This is a genomic window from Bradyrhizobium sp. Pa8 (assembly GCF_052588265.1).
The window spans coordinates 6,674,661-6,691,800 of sequence record NZ_CP176767.1; the positions used below are offsets into that span (position 1 = coordinate 6,674,661).

19 protein-coding genes are annotated in these 17,140 nt (G+C 62.8%); 7 read left to right on the forward strand and 12 right to left on the reverse strand.

The window, feature by feature from the left end; genetic code table 11:
* The first annotated feature begins 3 nt into the window (after window positions 1–3).
* Window positions 4–996, forward strand: coding sequence for a 3-hydroxybutyryl-CoA dehydrogenase (locus tag ACKWRH_RS31655; protein WP_445216707.1), 993 nt, complete (start codon window positions 4–6; stop codon window positions 994–996).
* On the opposite strand, the gene ACKWRH_RS31660 is transcribed toward ACKWRH_RS31655, so the two are convergent.
* From ACKWRH_RS31660 to ACKWRH_RS31685, 6 genes are all read right to left on the reverse strand, one after another.
* Entirely contained in the window at window positions 993–2,039 is a 1,047-nt protein-coding gene (locus tag ACKWRH_RS31660) for a peptidase M29 (RefSeq protein WP_445216708.1), read from the reverse strand. The genes ACKWRH_RS31655 and ACKWRH_RS31660 overlap by 4 nt on opposite strands.
* Before the next feature lie 39 nt (window positions 2,040–2,078).
* Complete coding sequence (locus ACKWRH_RS31665) at window positions 2,079–2,846, reverse strand: ABC transporter permease (RefSeq protein WP_445216709.1); 768 nt, start codon at window positions 2,844–2,846, stop codon at window positions 2,079–2,081.
* Complete coding sequence (locus tag ACKWRH_RS31670) at window positions 2,843–3,628, reverse strand: ABC transporter permease (protein WP_445216710.1); 786 nt, start codon at window positions 3,626–3,628, stop codon at window positions 2,843–2,845. The genes ACKWRH_RS31665 and ACKWRH_RS31670 overlap by 4 nt, the downstream gene beginning before the upstream one ends.
* Window positions 3,625–4,470, reverse strand: coding sequence for an ABC transporter ATP-binding protein (locus tag ACKWRH_RS31675; RefSeq protein WP_445216711.1), 846 nt, complete (start codon window positions 4,468–4,470; stop codon window positions 3,625–3,627). Before ACKWRH_RS31675 ends, ACKWRH_RS31670 begins: the two co-directional genes overlap by 4 nt.
* A 126-nt stretch (window positions 4,471–4,596) precedes the next feature.
* On the reverse strand, window positions 4,597–6,288 hold the full coding sequence (gene ilvD, locus ACKWRH_RS31680; RefSeq protein ID WP_445216712.1) for a dihydroxy-acid dehydratase: 1,692 nt from the start codon (window positions 6,286–6,288) through the stop codon (window positions 4,597–4,599).
* Between the two features lie 76 nt (window positions 6,289–6,364).
* Window positions 6,365–7,348, reverse strand: coding sequence for an ABC transporter substrate-binding protein (locus ACKWRH_RS31685; protein ID WP_282524591.1), 984 nt, complete (start codon window positions 7,346–7,348; stop codon window positions 6,365–6,367).
* A 167-nt stretch (window positions 7,349–7,515) separates the two neighbouring features.
* On the opposite strand from ACKWRH_RS31685, the gene ACKWRH_RS31690 reads away from it, so the two are divergent.
* The gene (locus ACKWRH_RS31690) at window positions 7,516–8,442 is read left to right on the forward strand and encodes an NAD(P)-dependent oxidoreductase (protein ID WP_445216713.1); all 927 of its coding nucleotides are present in this window, start codon (window positions 7,516–7,518) and stop codon (window positions 8,440–8,442) included.
* Window positions 8,443–8,448: 6 nt separating this feature from the next.
* Here the strand turns inward: ACKWRH_RS31690 and ACKWRH_RS31695 are convergent, their stop codons facing one another.
* The 4 genes from ACKWRH_RS31695 to ACKWRH_RS31710 all read right to left on the reverse strand — a co-directional run bounded on the left by ACKWRH_RS31695 (window position 8,449) and on the right by ACKWRH_RS31710 (window position 12,211).
* Window positions 8,449–9,009 carry a flavin reductase family protein gene (locus ACKWRH_RS31695; RefSeq protein WP_445216714.1) on the reverse strand — a complete coding sequence of 187 codons (561 nt, stop codon included), beginning with the start codon at window positions 9,007–9,009 and terminating at the stop codon, window positions 8,449–8,451.
* Window positions 9,010–9,018: 9 nt separating this feature from the next.
* Window positions 9,019–10,224 carry an acyl-CoA dehydrogenase family protein gene (locus ACKWRH_RS31700; RefSeq protein WP_445216715.1) on the reverse strand — a complete coding sequence of 402 codons (1,206 nt, stop codon included), beginning with the start codon at window positions 10,222–10,224 and terminating at the stop codon, window positions 9,019–9,021.
* Between the two features lie 212 nt (window positions 10,225–10,436).
* Entirely contained in the window at window positions 10,437–11,705 is a 1,269-nt protein-coding gene (locus tag ACKWRH_RS31705) for a CaiB/BaiF CoA transferase family protein (RefSeq protein ID WP_445216716.1), read from the reverse strand.
* 206 nt (window positions 11,706–11,911) lie between these two features.
* A complete protein-coding gene (locus ACKWRH_RS31710; protein ID WP_445222502.1) occupies window positions 11,912–12,211 on the reverse strand; it encodes a hypothetical protein in 300 nt (99 codons plus the stop codon).
* Between the two features lie 633 nt (window positions 12,212–12,844).
* Between ACKWRH_RS31710 and ACKWRH_RS31715 the strand changes: the two genes are divergently transcribed.
* Together ACKWRH_RS31715 and ACKWRH_RS31720 are read left to right on the forward strand one after the other, a co-directional pair.
* Window positions 12,845–13,189, forward strand: coding sequence for a response regulator (locus ACKWRH_RS31715; RefSeq protein ID WP_445222503.1), 345 nt, complete (start codon window positions 12,845–12,847; stop codon window positions 13,187–13,189).
* A 240-nt stretch (window positions 13,190–13,429) separates the two neighbouring features.
* Window positions 13,430–14,959: an FAD-dependent monooxygenase gene (locus ACKWRH_RS31720; RefSeq protein WP_445216717.1), complete on the forward strand. Its 1,530-nt coding sequence runs from the start codon at window positions 13,430–13,432 to the stop codon at window positions 14,957–14,959.
* Between the two features lie 178 nt (window positions 14,960–15,137).
* Here ACKWRH_RS31720 and ACKWRH_RS31725 read toward each other — a convergent pair whose 3' ends face one another.
* The gene (locus tag ACKWRH_RS31725; protein ID WP_445216718.1) at window positions 15,138–15,392 is read right to left on the reverse strand and encodes a hypothetical protein; all 255 of its coding nucleotides are present in this window, start codon (window positions 15,390–15,392) and stop codon (window positions 15,138–15,140) included.
* A gap of 6 nt (window positions 15,393–15,398) precedes the next feature.
* Complete coding sequence (locus tag ACKWRH_RS31730) at window positions 15,399–15,710, reverse strand: hypothetical protein (RefSeq protein ID WP_445216719.1); 312 nt, start codon at window positions 15,708–15,710, stop codon at window positions 15,399–15,401.
* Window positions 15,711–15,851: 141 nt separating this feature from the next.
* Here ACKWRH_RS31730 and ACKWRH_RS31735 point away from each other — a divergent pair, with 141 nt between their 5' ends.
* The 3 genes from ACKWRH_RS31735 (at window position 15,852) to ACKWRH_RS31745 (ending at window position 17,121) form a co-directional block, all read left to right on the forward strand.
* Entirely contained in the window at window positions 15,852–16,523 is a 672-nt protein-coding gene (locus ACKWRH_RS31735; protein ID WP_445216720.1) for an SOS response-associated peptidase, read from the forward strand.
* 188 nt (window positions 16,524–16,711) lie between these two features.
* The gene (locus tag ACKWRH_RS31740; protein WP_445216721.1) at window positions 16,712–16,912 is read left to right on the forward strand and encodes a hypothetical protein; all 201 of its coding nucleotides are present in this window, start codon (window positions 16,712–16,714) and stop codon (window positions 16,910–16,912) included.
* Window positions 16,909–17,121 carry a hypothetical protein gene (locus ACKWRH_RS31745; protein ID WP_445216722.1) on the forward strand — a complete coding sequence of 71 codons (213 nt, stop codon included), beginning with the start codon at window positions 16,909–16,911 and terminating at the stop codon, window positions 17,119–17,121. The genes ACKWRH_RS31740 and ACKWRH_RS31745 overlap by 4 nt, the downstream gene beginning before the upstream one ends.
* Window positions 17,122–17,140 lie beyond the last annotated feature (19 nt).

Sequence of the window (17,140 nt, forward strand, 5' to 3'; positions counted from 1 at the left end):
CCGATGACCAGCCGCGCCAACATTGCCTGCCTCGGGGCCGGCCGCATGGGGCGCGGCATCGCCGTCGCGTTCGCCTACGCGGGGCACACGGTCACGATGATTGATATCAAGGGCCGTTCCGCGGACGATTTCGCCAGGCTGGAGGCGGACGCGCTCGACGAAGTCAGGAAGACCTTTGCCAGCCTGTCGAAACTGGGGCTGCTGACCGAGGCGGATGTCGATCCACTTATCGCACGGGTCTCGGTGGTGCCAGCCAGCCAAAGCGGCGCAGCGGTGTCCGGCGCCGGAATGGTTTTCGAGGGCGTTCCCGAGGTCGTCGAACTCAAGCGCGAGGTGCTGGGGGCGGCCTCAAAACAAGTCGGCCCGGATACGATCATCGCTTCGACCACGTCGACCATCCTCGTCGACGATCTCTCCGGTGCGATCGTGAACCCTCGCCGCTTCCTCAATGTGCACTGGCTCAATCCAGCCTATCTGATCCCGCTGGTCGAGGTTTCACCCGGCAAAGCCACCGATCCCGCCATCATCGATGAGGTCAAGGCGCTGCTCGAAGCCATCGGAAAGGTCCCCGTGGTCTGCGCGGCGACGCCCGGCTTCATCGTCCCGCGCATCCAGGCGCTGGCGATGAACGAGGCCGCACGCATGGTCGAGGAAGGCGTCGCCAGCGCCGAGGAGATCGACAAAGCGATCCGTTACGGCTTTGGCTTCCGCTATGCCGTGCTCGGACTGCTCGAGTTCATCGACTGGGGCGGCGGCGACATCTTGTACTACGCCAGCCGGTATCTCGAGGGAGCGCTCGGCAGCGACCGCTATCGCGCGCCGGACGTCATTTCCCGCAATATGCATGAAGGCCGCATCGGCTTGCGAACGGGTGCCGGCTTCCTCGATTATTCAGGCATGGACGTCGATGCCTATCGCGTGAAGCGGCTTCAGGCCATGGTCGACCTGCTCCGGCATTTCGGCCTGGCGCGCCCACCGGTCCTCGACCGCAGCTAGCCGAAGACGTTCTGCAGCACGCCTTCGCGAACGACCGCGACGCCATCGAGTTCGATCGTCGTTCCCATCATCGGCAAATCAAAGTGGCCCGCCGTGTAGCGGCCGGCAAATTCGTTCGCGCCGGTCGAGAACAGGAAATTGCCGGAGACGGCACGAATTTCAGTGCCATTGGTGTCGCGCTGGTCATACATCGAGAGGGCTTCGTAGCGGGCCCCCGGATTCATGCCGAAACCGACATGCGAGACCGCATAGGCCTCGCGATCGCCCCACGCTGCGAGATAGGCGCGCATCATCGCCGCATCCGTCCCCTCGCCCTCCAGCTCGACGACGTAATCGTCCTTCAGCGTCATTTTCACGGGGGACACCAGGTAGCGCTTGAAGGTCAGATTGATGTCACCGGGGGCCATCACCAGGATCCCGTTGATCGTTCCGCTCTTGGGAAAGCTAACCACAATGCCACCCGGCCAGTGCGCCAGCGTGCCGGGCTTGTCAGTCCAGCCCCACACGCCGACCGTGGACGCACCGACCATGTCAACGTCGAGCGCCGTGCCGGCTTTCGATGTCACGCGCATCCGCTTCGTCCCACGCAACAACTTCGCCGCCGCGCGAACACGCTTCTCGAGTGCGGGATCCGGTACCATCCGCTCCAGCGCTTCCGGGTGTTCGTTGGAGATCACCAGTATCCGCGCACCGGCCTTGAGGATCTCCGGCGTCTCCACCGCGTGCATCAGGCCCTCGATGGTGCAATCCACCACAAAGCCGGCCTGCTGGAGCGCTGTGATGACCGGACCAAGCCGCTGGATTGCCTCGCTTGCTCCGGTCGAACGAACCGGCACGATATTCCGGTTACGCGGGGTCGGCATCACCACATGAAATGGCCGCGCGCCCATCCGCAGCAGTGCGAGCTCCGCCAAATGAACGTTCAGCGCACGCGATTGTGTTTCCGAGAGGATCGCCGCGGTGTCGCTGGCCTTGACGGCGCAACGCTCAAAGATCTCGCAAAACGCGTCGATCCATTTTGCCTCGATGCGATCCGCCAGCATGGTCCACTCCCGGTCTTCTGGTTTCTTTGTTCAGTCAGATCACGCTTCGGGGAAGCCCCGCAAGAGATACGATCGCAGGGCACCCAGCAAGCCGTTCAGGATCAACCCCAGCAGCGAGATCGTGATCAGCGGCACGAACATGTCGACGGCTTGAAAAGTTCGGGCCGCCGTCACCAGCACATGCCCCAACCCGTCCGTCGACGTGATCATCTCGGCCAGAAACACCACGATGCAGGAAATGACAAGGCCGATCCGGCAGCCGGTCAGGATCGAGGGCATCGCTGCCGGCAAGACTACCTTGAACAAGATTTCATAGCGCGGCGTTCCGGCCGCCATCGCCGACCAGACCAGCTTCTGCTCGACGGCTGATGCGCCGTAATAGGTGGACAGCAAAATGGGAAAGAGTGCGTCCGCCGCCACCAGCGTGATCTTCGATCCGTGACCGAAGCCGAGCAGAAGCAGCAGCGCCGGATAAAGTGCGACTTTAGGCAACGGCGCCAACACGCGCACGATTGGCCGAACCACGGCATTGATCGTTGGATTGGCGGCCGCGGCGATGCCGATACTTACGCCGAGAACGACCGCAATCGCAAACCCGGCAAACAGCCGGATCAGGGTCGCCGCGATCTCCTGCTGAAACGTCCACGTCACGAGTTGCTGGAGCAACCTGCTGAAGACGTATCCCGGCGGCGGCAGCAAGACCGCAGGCGCAAAGCCGAACGATACGAGGCCTTGCCACACCGCGATCACGAGCACAATTGGCGCGAGCCCTAGAACGACGTTTGCTGAGGGAAGACGCGATGTCATGAGAAGCTCAGCGGCATGTCGAACTGAGGCTCGGACCAGCGCACCAGCCGTGCGCGGACCCGCTCGAAAATCGCATCGAGGAAAATTCCCATCGCCCCCACGATGATGATCATCGCGAAGACGGTGTCGTATTGGCCCATGTCCAGGGCGTTGAACAGAATGTTGCCGGCGCCGGACTGGCGGGCGATCATCTCGCTGGTGATCATCGTGATCAACGCCAGCACGAGACCCGTGCGACATCCGGTCAGGATCTCCGGCAGCGCCGCCGGCAGCACGATCCGCACCAGCCGTTGCAGCGGTGAAAGTCCCATCGCGGCCCCCGACCACAGCATCTTCTCTTCGACGGCCTGGGCGCCCTCAAAGCTGTGATAGATCACGGGGAGGCTGACGCCGAGGAAGATCACCAGCGTCTTCGTGATGTCGCCGACGCCCAGCCAAAGCATGATGATCGGCATCAACGCCGCTTTCGGCACCGGATAGATCACCATTAGAAGCGGGTTGAAGAAAGCCGCGACGGCGCGGCTACGCCCCATCAACAGACCCAGCGGGATCGAAACGAGCACAGCTACACCGAACCCGATCGCCATGCGGCGAAGCGAGGCCAGGATGTTGATCAGCGACTCCTTGTCACCAAGGATGTCCGGGATCGCGCGGATCGCCTCGACCGCCGTCGGAAAGCTGTCATTCTTCAGCGCGAGCGACGCAACCTGCCACACCGCCAGCAGCCCGATGCAAGCGAACACCGGGGCGACACGTCTGGCGGCGGCAGCAGGCGATGTCATGACGGCGATCCGGTCTCTTCGACCTCGTCGAACATGCGCTCGATGTCGACGACGTATTTCTGGTAGCGCGGATCGAGCAACAGCTCGTTGCGGCGACGCGGCCGGGGCAGATCGATGTCGATCACCTGCCGAATGCGGCCGGGAGATTTCGACATCATCACGACCTTGTCCGACAGGAAGACGGCCTCGTCGACCGAATGGGTCACGAACAGCACCGTCTTGCGGTCACGCTCCCAGATGTTCAGGAGATCATTCTGGAGACGTGTACGGGTGTGCGCGTCGAGCGCGCCGAACGGCTCATCCATCAGCAGAACTTCAGGGTGGTAAGCCAATGTCCGGGCCAGCGCGACGCGCTGCTTCATGCCACCCGACAGCTCCTTGGGATAAAAGTTCTCATAACCTTTGAGGCCGACCATCTCGATCAAGGCCCGGCTCTGTGCTCCGGCCTCGGTGGCAGGCACACCTTTCTGGCGCGGGCCATACATCACATTGCCCAACACGGTCTTCCAGGGAAACAGAGCGAACTCCTGAAACACTGGTCCGCGATCCGGACCCGGCCCCGTGATCGTCTGTCCCTTCATCTTCGCCGCGCCGGTGGTCGGGTTGACGAAGCCGCCGACGATATAAAGCAGTGTCGACTTGCCGCAGCCGGACGGACCAAGGATGGAGACGAAGGCTCCTTCCTCGATCGTCAGCGAGATGTCCGATAGCGCCAAATGATCCTTACGCGCCGAGGTCTGAAAAACCTGGGAGACGCGGTCGATCTCGATGATCGCAGAAGCCGGCCTTTGTGACGTCACCGGATTCACCCATTCGCTCGATCTCGAAGGCACTACCCTCATCCCGTCTCTCGCTTGACTCACGCGCGAACGTCACACGCCGATCCGCGGATGTCCTCCATCAGCGGCTCGAGCTTAGCAAGAAACTTGCCAGACAGGCGGTCATTCTCGCACGGGCGCGGCGCGTCATTAGAACCAAGGCCATTCTGCAGGGCCCTCATGTGTCACGGCTCCGCCCGGCGCCTGTCCGACCAGCCGCGCATACTTTGCGAGCGCACCTGCACGGTGACGGGGCGGCCTCGGCTTCCAATCGCGTCGGCGCGCCGTGAGTTCCTGCTCGTCGACCAGCATATCCATCCGCCGGTTTGCGGCATCGATCCGGATCCTGTCGCCGTCGCGAACAAGCGCCAACGGACCGCCGACAAAGGCTTCGGGGGACACGTAGCCGATGCACATGCCGCGAGTAGCGCCGGAGAACCGTCCATCGGTGATCAGGGCCACTTTCTCGCCCATTCCCTGGCCGTAGATCAGCGCGGTAACGCCGAGCATCTCGCGCATGCCCGGGCCGCCGACCGGCCCTTCATTGCGGATCACCAGCACCTCGCCCGCCGTGTAGGCGCGGTCACGGACCGCTTTGACACATGCCTCCTCATCTTCGAAGACGCGCGCAACGCCCTCGAAGTGCTGGCTCTTCAAACCTGCGACCTTGATCACCGCACCGTCTGGACAGAGATTGCCCTTCAGAACCGCCACGCCACCATCAGGCATGATCGGCGCACGAGACGCGTAAACGACTTCACCATCGGGGGCGTTGGCCGCGCCATACTCTTCGGCGAGCGTGCGCCCCGTGACGGACAAGCAGCTCCCATCGATGTGCCCGCTCTGGATCAACTCGCGGATCACGACGGCAGCGCCGCCGATGTCGTAGACATCCTTCGCAGTGTACTTGCCGCCAGGTCGCAAGTTTCCGATCAGCGGCGTCCTGGCAAAGACCTTGCCGACGTCATCGATCGTGAATGCGATCCCGGCCTCATTCGCGATCGCCGGCAGATGCAGCGCGGCGTTGGTCGAGCCGCCCGTGGCGGCAACTATCGCCGCACCGTTCTCGAGGGATTTCCGAGTCACGAGGTCGCGCGGCAGCGGGCCGCCACGTTCCAGCATCTCCATCACCAACCGCCCGGCACGGCGCGAGATCTGTGCACGTTCGGCATAGACACCGGGCACCATTGAGACGTTGGGAATGGTCAGCCCCATCACCTCCGACACCATCCCCATCGTGTTCGCGGTAAACTGGCCGGCGCACGCGCCGATGGTCGGCAGGCAGGCGCGCTCGATCCGATCGAGCTTGGCGCCGTCGATCTCTCCCGTCATGAAGCTGCCGACAGCTTCGTAGGAGTCGAGCACCGTGAGAGTCCGCCCGTCCACCCGGCCCGGCAGCGAGCTGCCGCCGTAGATGAAAATGGACGGTACGTTGCAACGAACCATGCCCATCATCACGCCGGGAAGCGTCTTGTCACATCCGCCGTACCCGATCAACGCGTCATAGGCGAGACCATGAACGACGGCTTCGATCGAATCGGCAATCAGCTCGCGCGAAAAGAGAGAAAACTTCATTCCCTCGTGATTCATGCTGATGCCGTCTGAGACCGACACGGTGGAGAATTCGCGCGGCGTGCCGCCCGCCTCCTCGATTCCCGTCTTGGCCGCGGCCACCTGGAAGTCGTGCGTCATATTGCAGGGCGTCTGCTCGCCCTTCATGCTGACGACGCCCACCATCGGCTTGGCGATCGCGGCGTCGTCGAGCCCCATTGCGCGCATGAAAGCGCGGTGCGGGGCCCGGTCGAGGCCGTCAGTCGTGACCCGTGATCGCAACTTCTTCATGCGCGCATCTTCTTCATGCAACGTCCGGGATGATCCGGGACGCCGCGCCCCCTCGTTCGGACAATTCGCCCGTCGCCTATTCCAGCGGCGCGACGATCGTCGCGTGCTTGAACTGCGTGGCATCCAGCTTCGGCAGCATTCCGGTCTCCGCGTAGATGTCCAGCATCTTCTGGATCGCGGGGAAGTTCGGCGCCGCACCCGGATCGCGGCCGAAATCGTTGTCCTTGAGCAGATAGGTCTCGAGCACCGGAATAGGCGCCTTCAGAACCTCATTCACGACCTTTAGCGTCTCTTCGCGGTTGGCCAGCGCTTTCTTCATACCTGAGGTAATGTCACGCACGTAGGCCTTCACCAAGTCGGGGTTCTTGTCGACGAAATCCGCGCGGCAGGCTTCCAGGATGTGCACGATGTTCGGCATCGCCTGCGACAACGAGAACAGCTTTCTTGTGCCACCCTTCGCCTCTGCACGTGCGGCAAACGGCTGGTTCATGTTAACCGCGTCGACACGGCCCTGGCGCAGCGCATCTTCGGAGACGGCAAAGCCGACCTCGACCAGCTTGATGTCCTTGGCCGGATCGACGCCATTCTGCTTGAGCAGCAGGTTGAAGGGGCCTTGCGTGCCGCCGCCGATCACGGAAATGCCGACCGTCTTGCCCTTGAGATCGGCGATCGTCTTGATCGGCGAGTCATCCATCACCGCCCAATAGACCGAGAAACCGCCGGGCTTCTCGAAGACGTGCTGCGCTACGATGTAGGCCTTGAGATTGCCGCCGACCACACCGTTGGCCAGCGACAGCGGCGCTTGCGTCGCGCAATCCAGCGCGCCGGCCGCCAATGCCTGCGTCATCGGCGCGGTGCCCTGAAATTGGGTCCATTCGATGTTGTAGGCCTTGCCGATATTGGGAAACTCAGCTGGCCGGCGCATCATCCAGTACTTGGATTCCTCGGCAGGGATGGTCCAGCCGACGCGAATGGTCTGCTGTGCCCATGACGGGCCTGCCCCCGCGCTCGCAGCCGCGGCCGCTCCCAAAGCCAGGATCCACTTCGAAACGGTTCGCATCATGCCCACTCCGCTGCTCCGGCGCCGACCGGCGCCGCCCAACCCGACCGCCTCAAATGTTTCATGGTTCAAACAATCAGGCAAGCCATGCGAGCCGGACGGTTTCGCTGTCCGACCTGCAATGTATGGTAAGGCGGCGTTTGCGCTGCGACAGAAGGAGGCAACCTATGGCTGATGCGAGCAAGACAAACCCGCAGGGCGTCGAGAGGCTCGGCTATCTCGGCCTTGGACTGATGGGAACGCCGATGACCGGGCGCCTGCTCAAAGCCGGCCATCAGGTCGCTGTCTGGAATCGTTCGGAGGGCAAGGTCGCTCCGCTCGTCGCGGCCGGCGCCAGGCGCGCAGCCACGCCCCGCGACATGTTGGCGAACGCGGATATCGTCTTCATGTGCGTGACCGATGCCGCCGCCGTCGAAGATGTGATCTTCGGACCCGAGGGTCTTGCAGCGGCTTCCGGCGCAGGCAAGCTCGTCGTTGACTTCTCGTCAATCCATCCCGACGCCGCGCGCGATCTTGCAGCGCGGCTGAAAGACGCAAATGGCGCGGGCTGGATAGATGCGCCGGTGTCCGGCGGCACCAAGGGCGCAGAGGAAGGCACGCTCGCCATCATGGCCGGCGGGGAAGCTGCTGACATCGAGCGGGCACGGCCCTATGTGCTGCACATGGCAAGCAGGTTCACCCACATGGGCCCGATCGGGGCTGGCCAAACCACAAAACTCTGCAACCAGGTGATCGTCGGATGCGCGATGGCCGTTCTGGCGGAAGCAACGCGCCTTGCCTCGAATGCAGGGATTGACGCAGGCCGGCTGCCCGAGGCGCTCGCCGGCGGCTTTGCGGATTCCATCCCGCTTCAGCTCTTCGTGCCGCGCATGGTCCAGGGCATCCACTCGCCGCCGCTTGGCCATATCGCGACAATGCTCAAGGATCTCGACACGGTCGCCGATGTCGCCCAGGCGACGTCAACGCCGGTGCCGATGGCGACCCTCGCTGGACAGATATTCAGGCTGGCCAAGGCTGCCCGCGGCGCGAACGCGGACGCTTTGGAAATCTACAAGCTCTCGGCCACAGACCGCCGAGCCGACGAGCGTCCTTGAATCGCCTTATGGCGACTTGCGTTCATCATCAGCCAGGAACCGGCCATACACCCCGCGCGCAAACAGCAGGGGCTCCTTGGCACTGTAGGCATAGGCCTCGACCGCGCCGAGGAAGATCACGTGGTCACCGCCATAATAGCGATTGACCGATCGGCATTGAAAGTTGGCGACACTCTCGGCAAGGACCGGCGCGTTCCCGAGGCCCGGGGTCCAGTCGACCCCGGCGAACTTGTCCTCGGACGATTTTGCAAATTTGTTCGCTAGCGTTTGCTGCGACGTGCCGAGTATGTGAACGGCGAAATGGCTGGCGTTCTGAAACACGGGGAGGCTTGAGGAATAGAATCCGAGGCTCCAGAGGACCAGAGGGGGATTCAGCGAGACTGACGCGAACGAATTGCAGGTGATGCCATAGGGCTTTCCATCGGCGGCCATGGCCGTGATGATCGTTACGCCCGTTCCATATGTGCCAAGCGCATTGCGAAAATCGCGAGGATCGATCGGCGAGCTGTCGCTGGCGAGTTCATTGGCTGGATCGGAAATGGCCGGCTGCTTCGGCAGATCATTCATCGGCCGGCCTCACAGCGTGAGATTCTCGGACGGCAGGCCCAGAGCCACCCGTCCGTAATTGGTTCCGGCCGCGTCGAAGTTGAACGCAAGATGCGAGTTTATCGCGTGCGCATCGCGGAACTGCCGCTGCAACACGCCCGTCGTGAACAGACCGCGCGCTCCGCTCGCCGCAAACAGCATCGAGACCGCGTCGGTGCACAGATTCACCGAAAATGCGCCATCGCGACGATATCTGGTCTTGGTCGCCATATCGGGAATACGTCCGCGCCTCGCATCATCCATTGCATTGACGCAGGCCGAACGCATGATCAGGCGCGCAGCGTCGATCTTGGCCGAAGCTTCCGCGATCTTGATCTGCGTGCTTTGAAAGTCGCTCAGCTTGGCACGGTTGTAGGTCGAGATGCGATGACGCGCGACCTCCGCATAATCGTCGAGGCATACTTGAGCATTCCCCAGCGCGACGCCGGAGAGGACGTAGGGAAATAGCGAGAACACAGGTAGCGCATACAGCGGATTGGGATTGACCCTGCTTCCCGGCGTCGGGCCGCCGGCAAGATCGCCGACCGCAACCGTCATATAGTCGGCCACGAAAGCGTCCCTGACTTCGACGTCGCAAGACCCCGTCCCGCGCAAGCCCGCGACATTCCAGGTGTCCAACACCTTGTAATCGCCCTTCGGCAGCAGAAAAATTCGATACTCGATGCCGTCCGCCTCGTCGTCGGAGTAAACGACGCTTGCAAGCATGTTCCATTCGCAGGAGGCAACGCCGGAGGAAAACGGCCAGCTGCCGTGCAACCGGTAGCCGCCCTCGACCCTCGTGGCGCGTCCGGCAGGAAAAATGAACGAGGACGCAATCAGCGCGTCCGGATCGCGGTCCCAGACCAGATCCTGCGCCTTTCGCGCGAACATGCCGAGCATCCAATGGTGGCTCGCCAGGTTAGCGAGATTCCACGCCACTGACGCATCCGCCATTCCCAGCAGTTCGGCGCAGTCGACAAGAGCGACATAGTCAAGCTCGGCACCGCCGATGCGCTTCGGCTGCAGCATGCGGAACAGGCCGGCGTCGTGGAGATCCTTCTCGGTTTCCGTTGGAAGATGCCGCAGTTCCTCCGTGCGGACAGCCCGCTCTCGCAGCCGCGGCACGAGCGCCCGGGTCCGCGCGATCATTGCTGCATAGGCGCGTTCGCCGGCTTCCTGCCCCGTCGGCTGGCCCATGCGCGGCTCTTGACCAGGCGCCATTCGTGTCCCTCGCTTTCACATAGTTATGCGGCGGGAACTTCGCCAAATCAAGCTGGGCAGGGTTAACGTTGCGTGGTCGCCCTGGGCCCCGGCTGTCCGCAGGAATGCGATGTCGCGTACACCGTCTTCTCAAGGCAGCATCCCGCAAGCTTTGCGGTGCCTGGCTCCACGGAGCTGACCGCTCAGGCTTAGCCTGAGGTCGATGGCTTGCCTGATCCAAAGACGCCCTTCTGAGTGAACTCCGAAATCCGGCGATCGTCGTAACCGAGCGTATCACGCAGGACGGCTTCGGTATGCTCGCCTAACAAGGGCGCAGCGACGGGATCAATCGCTCCCGTCAGGCTCATATTGATCGGAGGTTCGATATTGGGGACCCACTTTGCCGTACGGTGCGGAATCCTGTTCAGGCGATGGCGCTCGCGGGCCTCGGGCGCATTGAACCCCTCCTCGACCGTTCGGAGATAGCCGACCGGGATATTGGCCAGCTTCATCTTTGCTATCCAATTCTCGAGGGTATCGCTCGCGAAGACCTCTGCAATGGCTGCCCGCAGGAGCTCCTTGTTCTCAGAGCGCGCTTTGCGCGACGCGAACTGCGGATCGGTGATCAGATCGGGCCGGTTCAGCACCTCGACCACCAGCCGGCGATAGAGCCGGTCGTTCGCGCAGGCCATGTAAAGCGGCCCATCGGAAGCTTCATAGACACCGACAGTGGGGGACCCGTTCGGCGAATTGCCGAACCGGCCAGGGTTTTCGCCGTTGATCAGATAGGCCATGCCGTAGAAGCCGGTCATGCCCATGGCGACGTCGAACAGGGCGACCTCGACATGCTGCCCGCGGCCGAGCCGATCGCGCGCCAGTAGCGCCAGCAAGATGGCGTTGCAGGCGGACATCCCCGTCGCCATGTCCACGATCGGCGGGCCGGTTCGAACCGCCGGCCCATCGGCAAACCCGTTGAGCGACATGAAGCCGCTTTCCGCCTGCGTGATGGGATCGAAGCCGGGCCGCGCGGCAAATGGTCCTGTGCGTCCGTAAGCCGAGATCGAGCAATAGACCAGCCGTGGATTGAGCGGTGCGACCGCCTCGTAGTCGAGGCCGAATTTCTTCATGACCCCGCTCGAAAAGTTCTCCACGACCACATCCGCCTTCCGGATCAGGTCCAATGCGATCTCGCGAGCCTGCGGCACGGTCAGGTCGAGCGCGATACCGCGCTTGTTGCGGTTCAGGCTCAGATAAGCGGCGCTTTCGCCGCCGATTTCGGCGTGCTCATAGGCGCGCGTATCGTCGCCGCCATCCGGATTCTCGATCTTGATGACGCGTGCACCGAAATCGGCAAGCGTCTGCGTGCAGGCCGGCCCCGCCACTACGCGTGTAAAATCAACGACCAAGAGATCGTCGAGCGCGGTAGGCGCGCCCGTCGCCCGAGACGAACGTTCCGGTAATTGAGGCTTGGTGGGCATCGACGGCGCTCCCTTACATCGGCTTATGGTTGCCGAATTTCCTGCAAGAGCAAACTTAAAGCCCGGCACCACCAACTTCGCAAGTGCTTCACCCGCATCGCTTCAATACGCAAAAAGGGCCCGGCGGCCAACGATGCGAATTTTGTACGGCCCGTTTGCGGGAAATAGCGTGTGTGCAAGTGCCGCGATGTCGGCGCCGTGGGGGCTCACTTGCCCAGCACGACCCTAACGCCTAGCCAAACGGCCCCCATCAGTCCGGTCGCGATCACCGTGATAACGGCCTTGAAAGTGTAGCTCTGCGCCTGCTCCACGCTCTTTCGCCACCTCCGCAGGTGCTGGAGATCAGCCCTTAGCTCCTTCCGGTCGTCATGTTCGATTCCGAAGGAAGCCAGCACTGATGCGACGGCCTTCAATACGAAGGCATCGATGCTCTCCTGTTGCAGCCTGTGTTGCTCGGCCAGTTTCTCAGCCAAGATCGCCCTAATTTCATCATCTGGCATCTTCACCGCTTGATGATCCTTGCAACGTTCTCGAAACCACGCTTGGCAAAGTAGAAGGAGACAACCAGTCTCTGTCGGCGTCCGCGCCCTAGACGTCTTCCGTCGCCCGGGCGGGCGGGCCGGCTCGCTCGCGAGCTCGCCTTCGATCTCCTCGCTCAAGAAAACGTCTCCCACAGCACGATTGCAACCAGGCCCGCGAGTGCGTAGGCGGTCATCGTCTCTCCACAAAAAAAAATGCGCGGCAGATCGCGTGACGAAGCCGCGATCGTTTCGGGCGCGAACCCTATCTCCGTGTCTCCGGAGACCGCAGCGGCGCGAGCAACAGGCCCAGCGCCGCGGGCCGGCACGTTCGCGCGTGCACGGCCAGCAATGGTACGGACGGCGGCGCGCCGATCGGCGCTCCCTTAACGCGGTCTAGAGAGTGCGTGGCCGGATGCGCGGCCACCGTCCGATCTCGAAATCGAGACGAAAAAACCCGCGGCGGATGCTTCCGGCGCGGGTGAACCAAACTCGTCTCGATGATGTCATTCTGCCGGTGTTTTGCCCGACGTGTCAAACATTCCTCGTTCGACCGCACCGTGCCGGAACTTACCCGAAGAGCGGCGCGTTTATTCCTTCGGTCAAAGGGTCGTGCGTGCGATGAGCCATACCGTACTGGTTGTTGACGACGATCCCGGCGTCCTCGACGTCATCGTGGGCATGCTGGAAGATCTCGGCTGCGAGGTGACAAGCGCTCAAAGCGGCCTGGATGCACTCGATCGGCTCAGGCAGAATGAGAACATCTCCATCCTCATCACGGACATCAATATGCCGGGCATGGATGGTCATGAACTGGCCGAACTGGCGAAGCGGCTACGCCCGGAATTGAAGATCCTGCAATTATCGGGGCGCGAACCGCGGCGCGGGGGCCTGCCAATGATCAGGAAACCGTTTTCGTTCGAGGAGCTCGCCGACACCATGCGGCGAACCATCGGCGTTCGCTGAAGGCAAGATGCCCAGAAGAAAACCCGCAGCGGGGGCTCCCGCGCGGGTCGAACCAAACTCATGTCGATGATGTCATTCTGCCGGTGTTTCGCCCGACGTGTTAACGCGGCGGACGCGGAAGAAGGAGCCCTTCCTCCCAGCTTGATATGTGGTGCGCAAGGGGCTTGCTTCAAGTCCCCCGCCCTGCCTTAGAACCCCCGACCCAAAGACCATCCAAAGCAGCAACTCGAGGGGGTCCACATGCCTGTATTGCTTCCGACATCCCGGCCGCGCGGCCACACCACACAGGCCGGCGCCAGCCGCGCGAGTCATCATGCCGTGCTGATCGCCGGCGGCGGCCCGACCGGCTTGATGCTGGCCGCCGAGCTGGCGCTCGCGGATGTCGACGTCGCCGTGGTCGAGCGGCGCCCGGATCAGGAACTCGTCGGTACGCGGGCCGGCGGATTGCACGCGCGTACCATCGAGATCCTCGATCAGCGCGGCGTCGCGGAGCGCTTCCTGCGCGAGGGGCAAGTCACCCAGCTCGCAGGCTTCGCCTGGACCAGGCTCGACATCGGCGATCTCCCCACCCGGCACGCTTATGGCCTCGCGCTGCGGCAGAGCCACATCGAACGCATCCTGGCCGGCTGGGTCGAGGAGCTCACGGTGCCGATCTATCGAAACGCCGAGGTGACGGGCTTCGTTCAGGGCGCGACCGGCATCGACGTTGCGCTCTCCGGCGGCAAGACGTTGCGCGCAGGCTATCTCGTCGGCTGCGACGGCGGTCGCAGCCTGGTGCGCAAGAGGGCCGGCATCGATTTCGTCGGCTCCGATCCGACGCTCAGCAATCTCATGGCCGAAGTCGAGATGCGCGACGAGCCGGCGTGGGGTCTCCGCCACGACGCCATCGGCTTTCATGGCCTCAGCAAAGCGGAGAGCGGTCGCGTGCTGGTCGTCGTGACGGAAGCGACGCTCGACCGCACCGCCGAACCCGGCTTGCGAGATCTCAGCGATGCGCTCGTCGCCGTGTACGGCACCGATTTCGGGCTCCAAAATCCCGCCTGGATCTCCCGCTTCACCGATGCAGCGCGGCAGGCCGTGTCATATCGCCGGGAGCGCGTGCTGCTCGCCGGCGATGCCGCGCATATCCATCACTCCGTCGGCGGACAAGGCCTTAACACCGGCGTGCAGGACGCGGTCAATCTCGGCTGGAAGCTGGCGCAGGTGGTCAGGGGCATTTCGCCCGACAGCCTGCTCGACACCTACCACGCCGAACGTCATCCCGTCGCCGCACGCGTCTTGCGCAACACCATGGCGCAAATCGCCATGCTCCGCCGCGGCGAGGCCGGCCTCAAGGCCGCGCGCGATGTGGTGTCCGACTTGCTCGCCATGGACGAGCCGCGCAAACGTTTTGGCGCGATGATGAGCGGACTCGATATCCGATATGATCTCGGCGAAGGACACGAACTGTTTGGGCGCCGGATGCCCGACCTCGACTTGATCGTCGAGGGCCATCCGCTGAGATTGTTCACGCTGCTGCACGGAGCGCAGGCCCTGCTGATCAATTTCGGCAAGACCGGCGGCTTCGACATCGCGTCCTGGGCAGATCGCATCAGAGTCATCAACGCCAGCCACGACGGAGCGTGGGAGCTCCCCGCCATAGGGCAGGTCGCCGCGCCCGATGCCGTGCTGGTGCGGCCCGACGGGCACGTGGCGTGGGTCGGAGATGAGAGCCAGCGCGGACTTGAGAACGCGCTGACCACTTGGTTTGGCCCGCCGGCTGCGGCGTAGCGCACGAGAGCCTCACGTAGCAACAAACAAAGCCCGCGGCATTCCGCGGGCTTGATCGAAAACCCGTGGTTGACGCGGCTTGTGTCGCTCCGCGCTCATGTATTCTCCTGCGAAGCCAGCCAAAGCTCTTCGTGAGAGACGTGGAAATCGCCCGTCGCGCCGATGCTCCCAAGGACGCTTAGCGGTTCGCGGACTCCTCGACATGGGCGTCGAGCGTTCGGCCGTCCTCTCCTTGATGTACAATGACCCGCTCGATGCGATGTCGCGCCTCATCACGGGACAGAAAGTCATAGGCGTATTGATAACCCCACGCATGAAGATCTTCCCGATGGTGGACGCGGCAGATCAAAAATCCATTCGCGTCCTTCACGCGAAAACACTCCTTCTCCTCTTCCATGACCCACGGCGCCGGAAACCGCCTGAGATTGTCCATACCACTTCAAGGACGTGCAAAACTCCTGATCGGCGAGCCGGGCGCCAACAGGCGGCGCTTGGCAACGTGAGCCCGTGGTGCTGGCGCTGGTCGGCGAGGAATATAAAAGCATTGCACAAGGATGGGCTCATTGTCGCCGAGCTGCACCCGCTCTTGCGCCAGACCGCTCATCACCACGCGCATCTTCATGATCTCTTCCGCGACAAAGGTGCAGTCTTCGTCGCGCTTGATCTGCTCATGCATGATGGCTTCGGCTTCACGCATGCTCAAGCGTAATGCCCTGATAATGCGGCGAATTTCATTTATGCGGTTGTCCATAGCCATCTCCACTCGAAGATGGCAGAATAAGAACAAATCATGAACATAAAGTCAAGGGAGACGAAAGCATAAGAAGGGTCGGCCTATGGGCCGAGCAGTCGTTGTCCGGGGATGTATCAAGACAGGAGGTCAGACGCTTTCATGTGCAATCTGTATTCGATCACCACCAATCAGGCCGCCATCGCCGAGCTTTTTCGCGTGGTCCATCGCTACGAAGGCAATTTGCCGCCGATGCCCGGCGTGTTTGCTGATTACCCCGCACCTGTCGTTCGCGACACCGGTAGCGGCGAACGCGAGTTGGTGATGATGCGTTGGGGCATGCCGCCACCACGCACCGGCGGTCCGCCCGTGACGAACATTCGCAACACCTCATCGCCGCACTGGCGCGCGTGGCTCAAGCCGGAGCATCGCTGCCTCGTGCCCGCCAACAGCTTTGCCGAATACGCGCCGGAGCCGAACCCGGAGACAAAGAAGAAAGATGTCGTGTGGTTCGCGCTAGCTGAAACGCGACCTCTATTCGCGTTCGCCGGCATCTGGACGACGTTCAGTGGTGATCGCGGCACGAAGTCAAAGCCGGTCCCCGGACCGCATCAGGTCTCTGGCTTCCTCACGACGTCGCCGAATGCCGTTGTCGAGCCCATTCATCCAAAGGCAATGCCGGCGATCCTGACGACGACCGAGGAACAAGATGCTTGGCTGCGGGCGCCATGGGATGAAGCCAAGGCGCTGCAACGGCCTTTGCCGGATCAAGCTCTTAAAATCGTGGCGCGAGGCGCGGACAAGGAGGACAGTCCGATTCAGCACGTAAAATGAGTAAACCGCTCAAGCGACCAAAACCTCGCGGCGACGGACGCTCGAGATTTCCGGAGCAATGTATCAAATGTTGCAGACGCCCGCCGAGGACAGGCCTACAGTCAGCCATCACCGCGCGGCACGTGGCATCGGTCGGTGATGAGAACGCCGGTTGCGCTCCCGCCCCACTCTGACGAGGGAGCAGTGCCATGCTGAAGCGACGTCGTGTCAAACAGTCCAAAACTCTCCACGAGCGGCTCGCAGACGAGGCCGTACGCCTTCGCGAGGAGGCCCAGGCGCTTGCGCCGGGACGCCGCCGCGAGGTCCTGCTGCGCCGGGCGCGGCAGGACGAGACGGCCATGCAAATCGAGTCCTGGCTGCATTCGCCGGGCCTGAGGCCGCCGACATGACCCGGCAATACCGCGCCTATCTGGTCGGCGACAACGGCGTGTTTCGCTCCGCCGAAGCGTTCGAGGCCGACTCCGACGCATCCGCGCTTCGCATCGCACAACAGTTCACGCGCCGGGGCGACGTCGAGGTCTGGCAGCTCGACCGGAAGATCGGGCTGCTGGCGCAACCCACGCATCCGTCACAGCCTGACCGGCGGCCACGCGCCTGAACCGCCGCACCGGAAGGCG

What these genes read in the sequence shown, in the direction of transcription:
- ACKWRH_RS31665 (WP_445216709.1), bottom strand. Translation starts at nt 2,846, where the DNA reads ATGACATCGCGTCTTCCCTCAGCAAACGTCGTTCTAGGGCTCGCGCCA.
- ACKWRH_RS31660 (WP_445216708.1), bottom strand. Translation starts at nt 2,039, where the DNA reads ATGCTGGCGGATCGCATCGAGGCAAAATGGATCGACGCGTTTTGCGAG.
- ACKWRH_RS31735 (WP_445216720.1), top strand. Translation starts at nt 15,852, where the DNA reads ATGTGCAATCTGTATTCGATCACCACCAATCAGGCCGCCATCGCCGAG.
- ACKWRH_RS31725 (WP_445216718.1), bottom strand. Translation starts at nt 15,392, where the DNA reads ATGGACAATCTCAGGCGGTTTCCGGCGCCGTGGGTCATGGAAGAGGAG.
- ACKWRH_RS31675 (WP_445216711.1), bottom strand. Translation starts at nt 4,470, where the DNA reads ATGAGGGTAGTGCCTTCGAGATCGAGCGAATGGGTGAATCCGGTGACG.
- ACKWRH_RS31695 (WP_445216714.1), bottom strand. Translation starts at nt 9,009, where the DNA reads ATGAATGATCTGCCGAAGCAGCCGGCCATTTCCGATCCAGCCAATGAA.
- ACKWRH_RS31670 (WP_445216710.1), bottom strand. Translation starts at nt 3,628, where the DNA reads ATGACATCGCCTGCTGCCGCCGCCAGACGTGTCGCCCCGGTGTTCGCT.
- ACKWRH_RS31655 (WP_445216707.1), top strand. Translation starts at nt 4, where the DNA reads ATGACCAGCCGCGCCAACATTGCCTGCCTCGGGGCCGGCCGCATGGGG.
- ilvD (WP_445216712.1), bottom strand. Translation starts at nt 6,288, where the DNA reads ATGAAGAAGTTGCGATCACGGGTCACGACTGACGGCCTCGACCGGGCC.
- ACKWRH_RS31690 (WP_445216713.1), top strand. Translation starts at nt 7,516, where the DNA reads ATGGCTGATGCGAGCAAGACAAACCCGCAGGGCGTCGAGAGGCTCGGC.
- ACKWRH_RS31705 (WP_445216716.1), bottom strand. Translation starts at nt 11,705, where the DNA reads ATGCCCACCAAGCCTCAATTACCGGAACGTTCGTCTCGGGCGACGGGC.
- ACKWRH_RS31715 (WP_445222503.1), top strand. Translation starts at nt 12,845, where the DNA reads ATGAGCCATACCGTACTGGTTGTTGACGACGATCCCGGCGTCCTCGAC.
- ACKWRH_RS31730 (WP_445216719.1), bottom strand. Translation starts at nt 15,710, where the DNA reads ATGGACAACCGCATAAATGAAATTCGCCGCATTATCAGGGCATTACGC.
- ACKWRH_RS31720 (WP_445216717.1), top strand. Translation starts at nt 13,430, where the DNA reads ATGCCTGTATTGCTTCCGACATCCCGGCCGCGCGGCCACACCACACAG.
- ACKWRH_RS31700 (WP_445216715.1), bottom strand. Translation starts at nt 10,224, where the DNA reads ATGGGCCAGCCGACGGGGCAGGAAGCCGGCGAACGCGCCTATGCAGCA.
- ACKWRH_RS31740 (WP_445216721.1), top strand. Translation starts at nt 16,712, where the DNA reads ATGCTGAAGCGACGTCGTGTCAAACAGTCCAAAACTCTCCACGAGCGG.
- ACKWRH_RS31685 (WP_282524591.1), bottom strand. Translation starts at nt 7,348, where the DNA reads ATGCGAACCGTTTCGAAGTGGATCCTGGCTTTGGGAGCGGCCGCGGCT.
- ACKWRH_RS31745 (WP_445216722.1), top strand. Translation starts at nt 16,909, where the DNA reads ATGACCCGGCAATACCGCGCCTATCTGGTCGGCGACAACGGCGTGTTT.